14 protein-coding genes are annotated in these 16,776 nt (G+C 26.1%); all 14 read left to right on the top strand.

All coding sequences use genetic code 11. From position 1 onward, the window contains the following. Positions 1-91 precede the first annotated feature (91 nt). The 14 genes from OMES3154_RS05185 to OMES3154_RS05120 all read left to right on the top strand — a co-directional run bounded on the left by OMES3154_RS05185 (position 92) and on the right by OMES3154_RS05120 (position 16,713). Complete coding sequence (locus OMES3154_RS05185) at positions 92-6,364, top strand: S6 family peptidase (RefSeq protein WP_156683726.1); 6,273 nt, start codon at positions 92-94, stop codon at positions 6,362-6,364. A gap of 133 nt (positions 6,365-6,497) precedes the next feature. After that, positions 6,498-7,235, top strand: coding sequence for a 30S ribosomal protein S2 (rpsB, locus tag OMES3154_RS05180; protein WP_156683966.1), 738 nt, complete (start codon positions 6,498-6,500; stop codon positions 7,233-7,235). Between the two features lie 2 nt (positions 7,236-7,237). Then, on the top strand, positions 7,238-8,143 hold the full coding sequence (gene tsf / locus OMES3154_RS05175) for a translation elongation factor Ts (protein ID WP_156683725.1): 906 nt from the start codon (positions 7,238-7,240) through the stop codon (positions 8,141-8,143). A 46-nt stretch (positions 8,144-8,189) separates the two neighbouring features. Then, entirely contained in the window at positions 8,190-8,894 is a 705-nt protein-coding gene (pyrH, locus tag OMES3154_RS05170; protein WP_156683724.1) for a UMP kinase, read from the top strand. 12 nt (positions 8,895-8,906) lie between these two features. Beyond that, positions 8,907-9,464, top strand: coding sequence for a ribosome recycling factor (gene frr, locus OMES3154_RS05165; RefSeq protein ID WP_156683723.1), 558 nt, complete (start codon positions 8,907-8,909; stop codon positions 9,462-9,464). Between the two features lie 8 nt (positions 9,465-9,472). After that, the gene (gene mreB, locus OMES3154_RS05160) at positions 9,473-10,507 is read left to right on the top strand and encodes a rod shape-determining protein (protein ID WP_156683722.1); all 1,035 of its coding nucleotides are present in this window, start codon (positions 9,473-9,475) and stop codon (positions 10,505-10,507) included. Then, entirely contained in the window at positions 10,507-10,938 is a 432-nt protein-coding gene (dut, locus tag OMES3154_RS05155) for a dUTP diphosphatase (protein WP_156683721.1), read from the top strand. Before mreB ends, dut begins: the two co-directional genes overlap by 1 nt. Beyond that, a complete protein-coding gene (locus OMES3154_RS05150) occupies positions 10,916-11,467 on the top strand; it encodes a PTS sugar transporter subunit IIA (protein WP_197271510.1) in 552 nt (183 codons plus the stop codon). The genes dut and OMES3154_RS05150 overlap by 23 nt, the downstream gene beginning before the upstream one ends. Positions 11,468-11,510: 43 nt before the next feature. Further along, the gene (locus OMES3154_RS05145) at positions 11,511-12,857 is read left to right on the top strand and encodes an MATE family efflux transporter (protein ID WP_156683719.1); all 1,347 of its coding nucleotides are present in this window, start codon (positions 11,511-11,513) and stop codon (positions 12,855-12,857) included. Next, positions 12,850-13,722, top strand: coding sequence for a DNA-binding protein WhiA (gene whiA, locus OMES3154_RS05140; protein ID WP_156683718.1), 873 nt, complete (start codon positions 12,850-12,852; stop codon positions 13,720-13,722). Before OMES3154_RS05145 ends, whiA begins: the two co-directional genes overlap by 8 nt. 67 nt (positions 13,723-13,789) lie before the next feature. After that, positions 13,790-14,434: a hypothetical protein gene (locus OMES3154_RS05135; protein WP_156683717.1), complete on the top strand. Its 645-nt coding sequence runs from the start codon at positions 13,790-13,792 to the stop codon at positions 14,432-14,434. Between the two features lie 12 nt (positions 14,435-14,446). After that, positions 14,447-15,721, top strand: a complete 1,275-nt coding sequence (gene serS, locus OMES3154_RS05130) for a serine--tRNA ligase (protein WP_156683716.1) — start codon at positions 14,447-14,449, stop codon at positions 15,719-15,721. Next, a complete protein-coding gene (locus tag OMES3154_RS05125; protein WP_156683715.1) occupies positions 15,718-16,413 on the top strand; it encodes a GH25 family lysozyme in 696 nt (231 codons plus the stop codon). Before serS ends, OMES3154_RS05125 begins: the two co-directional genes overlap by 4 nt. A gap of 60 nt (positions 16,414-16,473) precedes the next feature. Continuing rightward, a complete protein-coding gene (locus OMES3154_RS05120; RefSeq protein ID WP_156683714.1) occupies positions 16,474-16,713 on the top strand; it encodes a hypothetical protein in 240 nt (79 codons plus the stop codon). The last annotated feature ends 63 nt before the right edge of the window (positions 16,714-16,776 follow it).

Below are 16,776 nucleotides of genomic sequence, written 5' to 3'. Positions count from 1 at the left end.
AACAGTATAGTTTATCCATACTGTTTTTAAACTAAAAAAAGGAGGAAGAAAAATTAATAAGTATAGAAAATTAATAATATATATATATCTAGTGCTTTCTAGTTATTCTTTTTCAATATTAGGACGTTCAGATATAGATATAAGTGAATATGAAGATTTTGCATTAAATAATTCAAAATTTGAAATAGGTAGAAAAAATGTAATTGTATATAAAAAAGATGGGACAAGATCAGGAGTAATAGAAAAAGCGATTCCTAATTTTGATTCTCTAACTGATAATACTCACTGGACTTTATGGGATGATTCCCAAATATTTACAGGAGCAGATCACGTTAATGATGTATCAAGTTTATCATTTACTAAAAGACATCTAAGAAAAGATGTAGAACTATTTGAAGCAAGTAAGGACGATAATATTTTAAGTAAGTTCTCAGAAGATTCGAAATTAGCAATAAAATTTAAAATAGGTTCTGATTATTCTTTTGGTAGAGGTGAAAAAGTAGCCTTTGAAGCAAAACATAATAAGGTTTTTGATGGAAAAGATGTAGTTAGAGGAAACCTTGTTGCAAGAGCAGGTGCAGGAACTAATAAGCTTGCAAGAGAAGAAGGTGGATCTATTGCAGGGACTGATTATGGTAAATTTACAGGTGGACTAAATCATATAAGTGGGACTGAAAATCTTAATAATCATGACAGAGCCTTTCTTGTAACCTTGCAAAAAAAACAACTAACTCCACTAGATGCAGAGGCACTAAGAGGAGATAGTGGATCTCCAATATTTTACTATGATACAAGTGATGACACATGGAAAATAGTAGCATCTAATTCTGGAGGATCATTAGATCCATATGATGCATATGGTAAATACTCTGTATATAGATCAGCTAAAACTATGATAGATGAGTATAAAAAGCAAATAAGTACTGAAATTGATAATGATACTGTAGAAATAAATAACGGTGGATTAATTGTAGGTGGCAAAAAAACTGTATTTGATAAATATAAAGGTAATCTAATAAAATCAGGAACAATAAATGCGATAAGCAATCACACATACTCAGAAGAATTAATATCTGACAAAAACCAAGTTTTTAATGCAAATAATACACAAATTACTGTAAATGGTAACCTAGATACTAAAATAGCAAGATTTGAGTTTAAACATAATGCAACAATAAAAGGAAATGGTAATTTACAAACTGCTGGATATATAGTAGAAAATGGTGCTACTTTAACTATGGAAAATAATATAAATGAGGGTATTATTGTAAGAAAAATAGGAGAAGGAACACTTAAAATAAGTGGAACTGGAAATAATGAAGGGAAACTTTTTTTAGGAGATGGTAAAACAATACTTTCTCAAACTGGTGGATACGCAGCATCTGATATTAAATTAGCTCAACAAGCAGAAGTTTTTTTAGATAAAGATGGTCAAATTAAAGAGAATAATATTTACTTTGGACTAAGAGGAGGTATTGTTGATTTAAATGGACATAATCTAAATTTCAATGATATATACCACATAGATAAAGGTGCAACTTTTAAAAATACTAATGAGAATGAAAAATCTAAATTTACTTTTAATCCAACTGGAAATAGAGTATTTTTAGGTAGTTTTAAAGATAATATGGATATCGACTATATATCAGATTCTAATTGGCAACTAAGAGGAGATACTGATATTAAAGGAGATATTAATATAAATAATGGAAGTATAACAGTAGTTGGTGATAATTTAGTAACAACAAATAAAAATTATGTAGAAAATGATCAATTTAAAGAAGTTAAGATAAAAGCAGCAAATATTAATGTAAATAATAATAAGACATTAAATGTAAAAAGAGCTAGTAAGATAGATGCTAATATTAATGCAAAAGCAAATTCTAATATCTTATTAGAAGCTAAAGGTAAGATTCCTGAAAAAATAAACTATGTAGGACAAGATTATAGCGAAATTAATAAAATTGAGCTAAAAGGTGGTCTTTCTCTAGAGGCTGGTTCTAATCTTAAAATGGATTTAGAAAAAGAGCATAATATAGAAATTAATTCAAAAATTAAAGGTAATGGAAATATTTTAAAAGTTGGAGAAGGAACTGCAAAAATAACAAGTGTAGAAAATACTGAGAATAATTCTAAAATTTCTATTGAAGGTGGGAAACTTTATGTAGAAAATGAAAATTCACTAGGGAATTCTCATACTACTATATCAAATAATTCTGTACTAGCTATAAATGGTAATGCTAATTTAGCTAATATTTTAAATAGAGTAGATAGATCTAGTAAGGGAACTATTAGTTTTAATGAAAATATAGAAAGTATTCCAACTGAATACAAAAATTACAGTAATCTATTTATAGGTTCATTTTCTGATATTGTTATAGGTACAGAAGGAAGCAAAATAGATTCTAGTTTAACTAAATTAAATTTAGGTGGAGATACTGGAACTATAACTCTAAAAGGTCTTAAAGATGATAACACATCAAGAAACATAGTAGTTGGAGATGGAGTACATAACTCAACTATAATAATAGATGGTATAAGTGAAGAAAATAAAAATTTAAATATAACTACAAATAAAAAAGCTAATCTAATATTTAAAAATGTGCAAGAAAATGCAGAAATCCCTATAATATCATTAAATTATGGGACATATACTGACAAAAACAATAGCAATCTTTTAAAAGAAAATGCAAGTGGAGTTTTAGTATATGAATCTAATGAAGAAAGTGTAAGTGTAAAAAAAGACTACGCAATAGGTGCTAAAAAGGATACTACTGTAAATATTGGCAGTATAGTTACTAATAAAGACTTGTATAAATTTAGTGGTGAAGGAACTTTAAATATTAATGCAACTGGATTTGAAAATAAAGAAATAAATGTAGATGCACAGTATCAAAATGGTGGAGTAGTTAATATAAGTTCAGATAATAAATTATTAAATGACATAAAAGTTATTGGAAATAAAGATGGTAAAAATGATGGTAGTATAACTTTAAACTTAGCAAAAGATTCAATAAATGGTAATAATAATGTGGTAGTTAAAGATGGTGGAATAATAGATCTTAATTCAAATAATCTAGATAAGTCTTTAAGTGATGACAGTAATGAATTTGGTGTTGTTAAAAATACAAGTAGTGACACTTCTACTTTAAATATATCAAAAGATACTGTTATAAAACCTAAAATATTAGGTAATATAAATATATTAAATAATTCTCATACTTTAGAATTAACAAATGAAGCTAATGAATTTAGCGAAAATACAAGTATAAGTTTAAATAATGCTACACTAAATAACTATAGTAATTCTATTAATGAAAATGTAAGTATATCATTAGATAATTCGAGAATAAACACTAAAAAGAGTATTAAATCAAGTATTACATCTAAAAATGAAAGTACAATAGAAAGAGAAAATAAAGAAAATATTAATGTAAATAAAATTGTTGTAGAAGATGGTAATTTAACACTAAGTACAAAAAGTGAGTTAAATGAAGGAGCTAATAAATCTAAAAGTGTTAAAGATGTAAGATCAAACTATAAGTCAATAGTACTTAATGATAATTCTAATTTAAAAATAGAAGATCAATACTTTAATATTGAAAATCTAGAGGCAAACAAAACTAATGAGTTAACGCTAAAAAATTCTAGAACATTTATAGTAGGAAACGGTAGCAATATTTTATCATCAAATGTAAATAAGATAAATTTAGAAAATTCAGCTCTTGTATTAAGAGATCATCATAATGAGAATGATAATGCACCTATAGAAGTAGTTGGGACTAATTCTCGTATTATAGTAGGAGTAGAAGGATATTCAGATGATGGTGGTGGATCAGGGGTAACTTTTAAAAATCCAATTAATATAGACAAAGGAAATATACTAAATATTGGGACAGGGCAATTTTGGAATAATTCATCAGGTATAAAATTACAATCTAATATTTCAGGTTCTGGTAAGTTAATACTGTCAAGAGAAGAGTATGCTAAATTTGACATAAATAGCAATTTTAAAGACTTTACAGGGGAAGTTTATCTTGAAAAAGGGGGCTACTCAAGAAATATGGTTTTTGATATAAATGCTGCAGAAGAAGAAGATAGAACACTAAACTATAAGTTAAGTGGTAATTTAAATGCTGACAAGATAGGAAATAAAGATTTAATAATTAAAGATATGTCTAAATATGAAGCAACATTTAATGTTAAAGATGGTGGACTTACATTAGATGGGACTAGCGCATATAACACACATGCAAAAATTATAAATGAAGGAAATAGTGAGCTAATTTTAAGATCTAATAAAAATCAATCAGATGATGATAGAAAAATAGAAGATATTAATGCTAGAAATATAGGCAATGGAGTTATTAGAAAAGAAGGTGCTGGAAACCTTATAATTACAGATGCAGCAGTATTTGATAACTATAACAAGGTTTATGTAGACAAAGGGAAATTAACTCTTAAAAAAGAAATTTTAGATAATAAGCAATATGCTGTTTCAAAAGATTCTAGTTTAGAACTAAACTTCATAAGAGATGACTATAAATTAAAATCAGAAGTACTAGGTGAAGGTAATCTAATATTAAATCCTAAACATGAAATTGTGTTCGAAGTTTCTAAATTAAATAATACTGGAAATCTTGAAATATTAAATGATGTGAAAATTGATTTAGATGAAGAAAAGGTATTAACACAAAATCTTAAAGGTGGTGCTAGATTAAGTCTAAATGATACCAATTCATTAACATTAGGTGGGAATATAGAGAAATTTACTGGGACATTTAATTTAAATAATAGTAATTTAAAATTAAAATCAGAATCAACATTTAATGCAAGCCTAGAAGGGAGTGGATTATTAGAAAATACATCAAATAATTTATTATCATTAAATGACACATCTAATTATACTGGAGCTATAAAAACAACAGTTGGTAAGATAGAAGTTAAAAATGATAGTAAGATATTAAAATATATCTTAGAGAATGAAGATGTAATTATTTCTAACGATAATGAGTTTGACTTAACATCTAAGTCTTTTGAAAATAATAATAATCATAAATTAATTTTAAAAGATAATAGTAAAAAGTATACTTTAAATAAAGAAAATTTAGAAGATATAAAAAATTTAGAAGTTGATAAAGCTAATTTAGAAATATTAGAAAGTGAAGGAGTTATTGACATAAAAAGCTTAGCTTTAAAAAATTCAAGTGTTACTTTAACTGATCCTAAATTAAGCATAGAAAATTATGAAAATAATAATTCTACATTTACAATAAATTTAAGTAAGGTAAGCAATAATATTTTTAATGTTAAAAATATAAAAGGTGAAATTAATGTAATATTAAATTTAAGTAAAACTGTCTCTGACTATTTAAATAAAGGTAAAATTAAATTAATTAATTCAAATGTTAATCTAAATATATTAAATTTTGATAAGTTATATAATGATTCTAAAAACTATAAATATGTGTTTAAAAAAAGTGAATCTGGTGTGGAATTATTTAAAATTTTAAGATCACTTGGAATAAATATTCTATATTTATTAGATGATATAAATGAAAATTCAGTAGATGTTTTAAACAATTCATATGAAAATCATATTAAAAAACAATATATATTTGAAACTAAAAAGGATACTGAATTTAAAGCATATGATAATACTATTTATAAAAATGAGTTAATATCACATGGATTCAATCTAGAATTTGAAAAAGTTTTTGATATAGATAAGTTTAAATTATCTACAATTCTATCATACACAAATACTTCAAATTCTATAAAAACAAATGTTGAAGATGAAAAAGATATTACACAAAAATACAATATAAATAGGGTACATTTTGGAATTGGTACAAAATATAAAAATATTTCTATAAATACTAAATTAGGTGTAAGTACTGTAGCATTTGATGATAAGAATAGAACAAAGTTAACATATCTTAATAATGAATCAAACATTAACTTTTCTATAAAAAATAAAAATATAAGTATAAATAAATATATTGGATATAAATATAATAAACTAATAAATGAAACATTAACAAAAAATTATGATAATGTATCAGAAATAATATACAAAAATCCACTTAGTATATATTATGGAAATAGTTATGAATTTAATTATAAGAAATTTAATTTTAACTTATCAGATACTGTAATGATTAACTTTAATGATACTTTTATTAAAAATAAAGATGAACTTATAAAAAGCAAATTTAACAGTAGGATATCTAATAAATTTAACTTTAGATTAGCTTATTTACTGACTAATAATTTAAGTGTTTTTACTGAATATGAAAACTATATAAGAGCAAATGATGATGCTAACAATAAAATAAAACTAGGTATAAATATTAAGTACTAGATTGCTTGACAATAATAAAGGATTTATGCTAATATTTATTGAAAAAGCATCTTTTAGGTATTTAGTGCTAGGTGGACAAATGTTTGCACTAAAAATTAAAAGAGAAGATATTAACCAAATAGGAGGAATTAAAATGGCTGTAATAAGCATGACACAATTATTAGAAGCTGGTGTACATTTTGGTCACCAAGCAAAAAGATGGAACCCTAAAATGAAACCATATATTTATGCAGAAAGAAATGGTATACACATTTTAGATTTAAGACAAACTTTAACTTCAACAGAAGCTGCATATGAATTTGTAAGAGAAGTTACAACAGAAGGTGGAAAAGTTTTATTTGTTGGTACAAAAAAACAAGCACAAGACGCTATAAGAGAAATAGCTGAAAGAACTGGAAGTTTTTATGTAAACCAAAGATGGTTAGGTGGACTTTTAACTAACTTACAAACTATAAAAGGAAGAGTAAGAAGATTAAAAGAATTAGAAGAAATGGAAGAAGATGGTTCATTAGACACTAATTACACTAAAAAAGAAGCAAGCTTATTAAGAAAAGAAATGTCCAAATTACAAAAAAATGTTGGTGGTATAAAAGGAATGAATTCATTACCTGCTGCAATATTTGTAATAGATATCAAAAAAGAATTTTTAGCACTAGAAGAAGCTAAAAAATTAGGAATCCCTGTAATTGCTTTAGTAGATACTAACGTTGATCCTGATTTAGTTACATTCAGAATACCAGCTAATGATGATGCAATAAGATCTATTAAATTATTCACAAGCGTAATCGGAAATGCAATCTTAGAAGGACAAGGTGGATTAGAACCAGAAGGTACTGAAGAAGTTATAGAAGAAGTAGTAGTGGAGGGGTAATAATGGCAATAACAGCAGCACAAGTTAAAGAATTAAGAGAAAGAACAGGAGCAGGAATGCTTGACTGTAAAAAAGCATTAGAAGCAAACAATGGTGATATAGAATTAGCTATCGACTGGTTAAGAGAAAAAGGTATATCAAAGGCAGCTAAGAAATCAGGAAGAGTAGCTGCAGAAGGGTTAATCTTCACATTAGTTTCAGATGATAATAAATCTGGTGCTATATTAGAATTTAACTCTGAAACAGACTTTGTTGCTAAAAATGATGACTTTGTAAACTTTGGTAAAAAAGTTATAGAAATAGCTTTAAAAGAATCAGTTGAAACTGTTGAAGAATTAAAAGCAGTTACTGTAGATGGTAAAACTGTTGAAACTATGTTAACTGAATTAATAGCAAAAATCGGTGAAAACATGAATATTAGAAGATTTACTAAATTACATGCATCAAATGATGGTTTAGTAGTTGACTACTTACATATGGGTGGAAAAATCGGAGTATTAGTTAATTCAAAAGGTGAAGTAAACTCAGAAAATATAGAAAAATTAAGAGGAGTAGCAATGCATATAGCTGCTATGGATCCTAAGTTCTTAGATAAATCATTAGTAACACCTGAAGATTTAGAACGTGAAGAACACGTATTAAGAACTCAATTTGAAGAAGAAATGAAACAAACTGGTAAAAATCTTAAACCTGAAGTTGTAGAAAATATAATACAAGGTAAATTAAGAAAATATTACGAAGAAAACTGCCTAAATCAACAAAAATATGTTAGAGATGATAAAAAAGTTGAAGATTTCTTAAAACCAATGACATTAGTAGAATTTATAAGATTCAAAGTTGGAGATGGAATTGAAAAGAAAGAAGAAGATTTTGCAGCAGAAGTTGCAGCTCAAATAGCAGGAAAATAAAAAATTAGGGGTTTTATACCCCCTTTTTTGTAAATTAGGAGTATATATGAAATATAAAAGAATATTACTTAAATTAAGTGGTGAGAGTTTAGCAGGAGAAAAAGAAAATGGATATGATGAAAAAATCCTATTATCTTTTGCAAAACAAATAAAACAGCTACATTCAAAAGGTGTTCAAGTTGCTATTGTAATAGGCGGAGGAAATCTATTTAGAGGATTAAGTGGAACTGATGCAGGTATCGATAGAGCTACTGGAGATACTATGGGTATGTTAGCTACAATAATGAATGGTTTAGCACTTCAAAACTTTATTGAAAGTCAAGGAGTACCTACTAGGGTAATGACATCAATTAGTATGGAAGAAGTTGCAGAACCATATATTAGAAGAAGAGCAATAAGACATTTAGAAAAAGGGAGAATTGTAATATTTAGTGGAGGAACAGGAATGCCATACTTTACAACAGATTCTGGTGGAGCTATAAGATCAATTGAAATACATGCTGATATCTTAGCAAAGGGAACAAAAGTTGATGGTATTTATGATAAAGATCCAATGAAATATGAAGATGCTAAAAAATATGATGAAATTTCTTATGAAGAAGCAATAGTTAAAAATTTAAAAGTAATGGATGCGACTGCATTATCATTATGTCGTGAAAATAAGATGCCAATAATTGTATTTGACGCTACTAAAGAAGGTAATATGTTAAAACTAGTTGAAGGCTATAAAATAGGAACAATAGTTAAGTAGGAGAGAAATAAAATGTTAGAAGAAATAATGTTAGAATTAGAAGAAAAAATGGAAAAATCATTAGCTAATACAAAGGAAAGATTTTCACACGTAAGAGCTGGTCGTGCAAATGTATCAATGATAGATGGTATATCAGTTGAATACTTTGGACAAATGACTCCTTTAAATCAAGTTGGAGGATTAAGTGCACCAGAAGCAAGACTTATAGTAATTGATCCTTGGGATAAATCTTTAATACCTGCTATTGAAAAAGAAATTCAAAAAGCAAATCTTGGATTTAATCCAAGTAATGACGGTAGAGTAATAAGATTAGTTTTACCTGAATTAACTGAAGATAGAAGAAAAGAATATGTAAAGGTTGTAAAAAAAGAAGCTGAAGAAGGAAAAATAGCAATAAGAAGTATAAGACAAGATGCTAATAATAAGATAAAAAAATTACAAAAAGATAGTGAAATAACAGAAGATGAATCTAAAAAAGCACAAGATGATGTACAAAAATTAACTGATAAGTATGCAAAATTAGTAGATGATGCCTTAGCTAATAAAGAAAAAGAATTAATGAGTGTTTAGGTGATATTATGTTATCACACATATTTAATTTTTTTAGGGTTAATAAAAATCTGGCAATAGATTTAGGGACATCTAATGTTTTAATATATGATACTAGAAAAAGAAAAACAGTATTAGATGAACCAAGTGTAATAGTTAGAGATAAAAAAACTCATGAAATTATAGCAGTAGGAAAAGAAGCAAGAGAAATGATAGGGAAAAACCCTATAAGTTTAGAAGTAATTAAACCTTTAAAAGAGGGAGTTATATCTGATTTAGATGCTGCAAGAGATATGCTATATGCTTTTTTAAAAAAAGTATATGGAGTATCACCTTTTAAACCAGATATAATGATATGTGTACCAATAGAAGTTACAACTGTAGAAAGAAGAGCTCTTTTTGAATCTATAGTAGGCGCAAAAAAAACATACTTAATAGAAGAAGGAAGAGCAGCAATAATAGGAAGTGGAGTCGATATATCACTTCCTAGTGGTAGAATGGTAATAGATATTGGTGGAGGAAGTACAGATATAGCTGTAATTTCATTAAATGAAATAGTTGTTAGTAATTCAATAAGAGTTGCAGGTAATACACTTGATTCTGATATAGTTAAATATGTTAAAGAAAATCTTAATTTAGTAATAGGAGATAGAACCGCAGAAAAAATAAAAAAAAATCTAGCAAGTGCTATTTTACTAGATGAAAAAGAAAACCTAAGCATGAAAATTAAGGGTAGAAATAGTTTGACAAATATTCCAGAAGAAATGGAAATTTCAAGCAATGAAGTAAGGGAAGCTATAATACATAGTATAGATAAGATTTTAGAAAGTACAAAAGATGTACTTAGTAAGTGTCCTCCTGAAATTGCAACAGATATACTTGATAATGGTATAATTTTAACTGGTGGTGGAGCATTTATTAAGAATTTAGATAAGTATATTTCAGATAAATGTAAAGTCCCTGTTAATAGAGCGGCAAAACCACTAGAATCAGTAGTAGTAGGTGCAGGACTTGCATTTGATAATAAGAGTTTATTAAAAACTCTATTGATGAGGGAAAATTAATGAATATAAAGAAATTAGACAAAAGAGCAATTATGCCTAAATATGCAACACTAGGATCAGCAGGTGCTGATTTATATGCCTTACTTGATGAGGATATTGTAATAAAACCTGGTGAAACAAAGTTAATTCATACAGGAATTGCTATGGAAATAGAAAGTGGATATGTAGGATTAATTTATGCAAGAAGTGGAATTTCACTAAAAAAAGATTTAGCACCTGCTAATAAGGTTGGAGTTATCGATTCGGATTATCGTGGTGAGATAATGGTAGCATTACATAATCATGGAAATTTAGATAGAGTAGTAGAAAAATTTGAAAGAATAGCACAAATAGTATTTACTAAATATGAAAAATTTGAATTTAATTTAGTTGAGGAATTAAATGATACAAATCGTGGTACTGGTGGATATGGAAGTACAGGTACCAAATAAAGGAGTTTTTATGGGCTTATTTGATTTTTTTAATAAAAAAAATAAAAAAGAAGAAGATAATAATACACTAGAAGTTAGTGTTTTTGCACCTATAGAAGGTGAATGTGTTGATATTTCAAATGTACCAGATGATACATTTGCTAAAAAGATGTTAGGTGAGGGAGTTGCTATAATACCTAGTAAAAGTGGAGAAGTTTTATCTCCAGTTGATGGTAAAATAGTACAGTTATTTGATACACTACATGCATTTACTATAGAAACAAAAGAGGGTGTAGATATATTAGTACATTTTGGAATGAATACAGTTTTTCTAAAACAAGAAGGATTTACAAAAATATTAAATGAAGGTGATGAGGTAAAAGCTGGAGATGCAATAGTTTCTTATGATTTAGATTTAATTATAGAAAAAGGGTATAATCCAATAACAGCCATTGTAGTATTAGATTCTGATGAATATTCAAATGTAGCAACATTTACAAATACTAAAGTAGATAAAACAAAAGAAATTATAAGAATAGAAAATAAATAGGCATACTAAATAGTATGCCAAAAATATTTATTGGAGGTATATTATGCTAATTAGCATGGAAAAAAGAAGAGACTTAATATTAAACGGGAATTTATGGCATAGTATAATACTTTTAACAATACCAACACTTATTATGACACTGTTAGCATCTATGATAAGTTTTACTGATGGTTTATTTTTAAATAATATTATAGGTGCAAAAAGAGTAGCAGCTATAACATATGTTCAGCCAGCGATAGGAGCATTGTTAGGACTAAGCCAAGGACTTGGTGTTGCTGCTATGGCTATTATTGGTCAAACTGTAGGTAAAGGAGATACAGAAGGTGTAAAGCATAAATCAGTGCAGATATTAATGCTAAGTATTTTTATGAGTATACTTTTAATACCAGTATCATTTGGCTTTGCATTTTTCTTATCAGTCACAGCACCAGTTGAAATGCAAAATGATATTTTAGTCTATGTAATACTATATTCATTTGTATTACCACTTCAATTTTTAGCAGCTATATTTAACTCTATAAAAAATTCAGTTGGAAATCCTGAAGCACCTTTTTATAGAATGTTAGTCTTATTGATTTTAAAAATATTCTTTAACTATATATTTTTAAACTTACTAAGATTTGAGGTTAAAGGAGCAGTATATGCTTCACTTTTTGCATATATTGTAACTGGAATATGGATGTACTATGACTTATTTGTTAAAAAATACTTATATACACTAAGTCTTAAAGGATTTAAAATAGATAAACCTTTAATTAGAGAAACAATAAGAATAAGTATACCAAGTATGCTAAACTATATGATGATGTCACTAGGTTTTTTACTAATAAACTTTGAAATGAGAAAATATGGACAAGATTTATTAGCTGCAATTGGAATAGCAGGATATTTTAATGCAATAATATTTCAAGCACCAGCAAGTGTTTCTATTGCGATAACTACTGTTATCAGTTTAAATATTGGAATTAAAAATGTTAAAAAAGCAAAAAAAGCATATAGCTATGGAATAGTAATTGTATTATTAGTAGCATTACTAGGCTTAATACTAATGTTACCATTTTTAGATTTTTATATTGATTTATTTACAAGAGATGAAATAATATCTAAAATTGCAAAAGAAGGACTTAAAATATATGCCTTTTCAATAGTTCCATTTAGTATTTTTACAGTATCTCAAGCAGTATTAAATGCTTTAGGTAGAAATATTATACCGCTTATAATGAGTTTTTCAAGAATATGGTTATTTAGATATATATTTATAAAGTTAACAGAAGATTATATAGGATATTCTTCATTTTTCTATGGGAATTTTGTATCAAATTTTCTAGCAGGAGCTATATTTGTTATAATCATATTAAATATCAAGTGGGAAACGGGAATAAATGAATAAAGAAAGTAAAAAATCCTTTTCAACAGAGGTAAAAAAAGAAATTTTAAATTTAAAACCAGAAAATAAAAAGCAAGCTTTGTCAGAACTATATGGCATGCTATTTTCTAAAAATTCACTAAAGGCACAAAATATATATTTTAAATCAGAACTTGTCTATATAGCTAGTAGAGTTGAGGAAAATTTAGAAATGGTAGATGAATTGAAATATAGTATAAGTTATATTAAATCAAATAAGATAGCAAATCAAAAAATATATTTAATAAAAATTGAAAATCAAAGAGAAAAATTAGAAAAATTATTTCAAGATTTAGATGACATATGGATATTAAAAGGCTATTTTATAAGTTCTGGGTATATAAGAGATCCTAAAAAAGCATATTCACTTGATATATTTATAGAAAATGAAAATTCTTCACTAGTTCTATATGACATACTAGAAAAAATGGGTGTAAATGTTTTTGTAACAAATAAAAAAAGTAAAGAAATAGTTTATGTTAGAAATAGAGAAAATATTCTAGATATTTTAATAAAGCTAGATGCAGTAAATGCCTTTTTTAAGTATGAAGATATAACAATAAAAAAAGAAATGAATTTAAAAATTTCAAGAAGTATAAATTATGAAATAGCAAATGAAACTAAAAAAATAAAGACAGCAAATAAACAAGTTGAAATGATAAAAAAAATAGATAAAAAAATTGGACTTAATAGTTTAAGTGATATACTATATGAAACAGCGAATGCTAGAATTGAAAATGAGGAATTATCATTACAAGAACTAGCAGATAAATTAAATATTTCAAAATCAGGCTTAAGAAATAGATTTAGAAAATTAGAAGAAATTTATGAAAAAATAATGAATAAATAAAAAAATGCTAGAAATAAAATATGATTCATACTATAATATACTAAATATTAGAAAAGATAGGTAAGATATGGATATTGAAAAGTTTAAGTTAAGAAATAATAAAGCAACATATTATAAAGTAAAAAAAGATTTAAGTGTAATGTATATAGAGCCAAGTTTTGTATATGAAATGATTTACTTTGATAATACTGATTTATTAGAAAAAGAATTAAAAGATGTTTTTATAGAAAAAGATAAAAAAATAAAAAGAATATCACACTTAGATAAAGATGTGATAGAGGATAGACTATTTAGATCACTTGTAAATAAAGATAAATATCATACATTGGAATTAGCAAATGAGATGTATTTAAGAGATAAAAAAAATCTTTTTGATATACTATATAAGTTATCTTTAATTAGTAGTGATGAAAATAAACTGATAAAAACGTATTTATTTGAACTTATGGATATTAAATATGGATATAATCCATATATTTTAAAAAACTTAATAGTGTATTTTATTAAATCTACAAATAGTTATATAGATTTTAATGACAAGAAAAGTTTAGAATTTTTTGAAAGTAATGTAACAAATTTATATAAGTTAATATATGAAAAACAAAATTCTAGAGTTGAAAAATATAATCTACAGAAATTAGATTTAAAAGCAAATAAAAAAATGACAGAAGTAAAAGAATATATATATATATGTTTAAATAAAATGAAATAGGAGTGTTGGGATATGTTAGATATAAAGTACATAAGAGAAAATTCAGAAAAAATTAGAAAAGATTTAAATGCTAGACATAGCGACTTTGATTTAGATAAATTACTAGAGTTAGATGTTAAAAGAAGAGATTTATTAGTAGAAATTGAAGCTTTAAAAAAAGAAAGAAATGATAATAGTGCATTAGTAGGTCAATATAAAAGAGAGAAAAAAGATGCTAGTCATATAATATCTAGAATGCAAGAAGTAAATGATAAGATAAAAGAAATAGATAATGAATTAAATGAAGTACAAGAAGAGTTTTCAAAATTAATATATACAATACCTAATAAATTATCTGAAACTACACCAATTGGAAATGATGAAGATGACAATGTAGAAATAAGAAGATGGGGAGAAATACCTAAATTTAATTTTGAAGTAAAGGCACATGATGAATTAGGTATAGACCTAGATATATTAGACTTTGAAAGAGGATCTAAATTAGGTGGTTCTAGATTTACTGTATATAAAAAGCAAGCTGCAAGACTTGAAAGAGCACTAATATCATTTATGTTAGATACTCATACAGAAGAAAATGGATTTACAGAAATATTAGCACCACAATTAGTTAAAAAAGAAATGATGATAGGTACAGGACAATTACCTAAATTTGAAGAAGATATGTATAAAATATCAGATGAAGAAATGTATTTAATTCCAACAGCAGAAGTACCTATTACTAACCTATATAATGGTGAAATATTAGAAGAAGATGAGTTACCAAAAAGATTTGTTGGATTTACAGCTTGTTTTAGAAAAGAAGCTGGTTCTGGTGGAAGAGATTTAAAAGGGCTTATTCGTCAACATCAATTTAATAAAGTTGAAATGGTAAAATTAGCACATCCATCAAATTCATATGATGAATTAGAATCTATGGTAGCATCAGCTGAATCTATACTTCAAAAATTAAAATTACCATATAGAGTTATAGCTTTATGTAGTGGAGATTTAGGATTTAGTGCTGCTAAAACATACGATTTAGAAGTTTGGGTGCCAAGCCAAAATAAATATAGAGAAATATCAAGTTGTTCAAATACAGAAGATTTCCAAGCAAGAAGAGCAAGAATAAAATATAGAAGTAAAGAAGATAATAACAGCTACTTTGTTCATACATTAAATGGATCAGGACTTGCAGTGGGTAGAACATTACTTGCTATAATGGAAAATTATCAAAATGAAGATGGAAGTATTACTATACCAGATGTTTTAGTTCCTTATATGGGAGGATTAAAAGTAATAAGTAAATGAGGAAATTAAAGATTGCTATTATTTTCATAATAGTTATAAATATTTTATTAGTTATTCTAAATTTAGAAATTTTAGGAATAATATATCATAATGATATACTAGCATCAAAGTATGCTATTAAAGGACTTGATATATCTCATCACCAAGATAGAATAAATTGGGATAAGGTAAATAAAAAATATAAATTTATTTTAATAAAAGCAACTGAAGGGAGTAACTTTTTAGATAAGGATTATTTCTATAACATAAATAGAGCTAGAATGAATGGATTTTATGTGGGATCATATCACTACTTTACAACTAAAAGTAGTGGTAAAGATCAAGCACTTTGGTATATATCAAATGTAGGTAAAACTAAAAATACTTTTGCCCCTATAATTGATGTGGAATTATCAAAAAGTGATGATAAAAATAGTGTGTTAAAGCAAGTAAAAGAGTTTATTTACTATATAGAAAAATTTTATGAAAGAAAAGTTATAATTTATACTAATTACTACACATATAAGAAATATATAAAAAATGAATTGAAGGAAAATAAGCTTTGGATTAGAGATATTAAATACTATCCTGAAATAGAAGAAGATAATAGATGGATTATCTGGCAATATTCAAATAGGGGTAGAGTATCAGGTATCAAAGGATTTACAGATAAAAATGCGTTAAGATATGATTTAGAATATTATATTAAATAATAATAAAATGGTGTGAATTAAAAAGCACATCATTTTTTAAATAAAAAAAGAGTAAATAATGTGACTTTTTTAGGTATACTAGCTCAACTTAGAAATGTTATTAAAGAGAGTTTAATTCAAAAATCAACATATAAAAATGTAATGGCAAGAGTATTTTCGTTTAGAAATATTTTATTAAAACTTATATACTTTACCTCCCTTTTTATAGCTAGTATAATAGCAGATAAGTATGTAACAATAGTATATTTACTTACTACTTTGTTTGCGATTATCTCGCCAAGTATAAGAAAATATAGATAAGGAGAAAAGAAGATGGTGAAGAATTAAAAAGAACAAAACTAAAATTTTATATAAAACAATAGA

This window comes from Oceanivirga miroungae, assembly GCF_902505095.1.
GTDB classification, from domain to species: Bacteria; Fusobacteriota; Fusobacteriia; order Fusobacteriales; family Leptotrichiaceae; genus Oceanivirga; species Oceanivirga miroungae.
The sequence above is the reverse complement of the archived record's forward strand: the minus strand, read 5'-3'. Positions and strand labels throughout refer to the sequence as shown.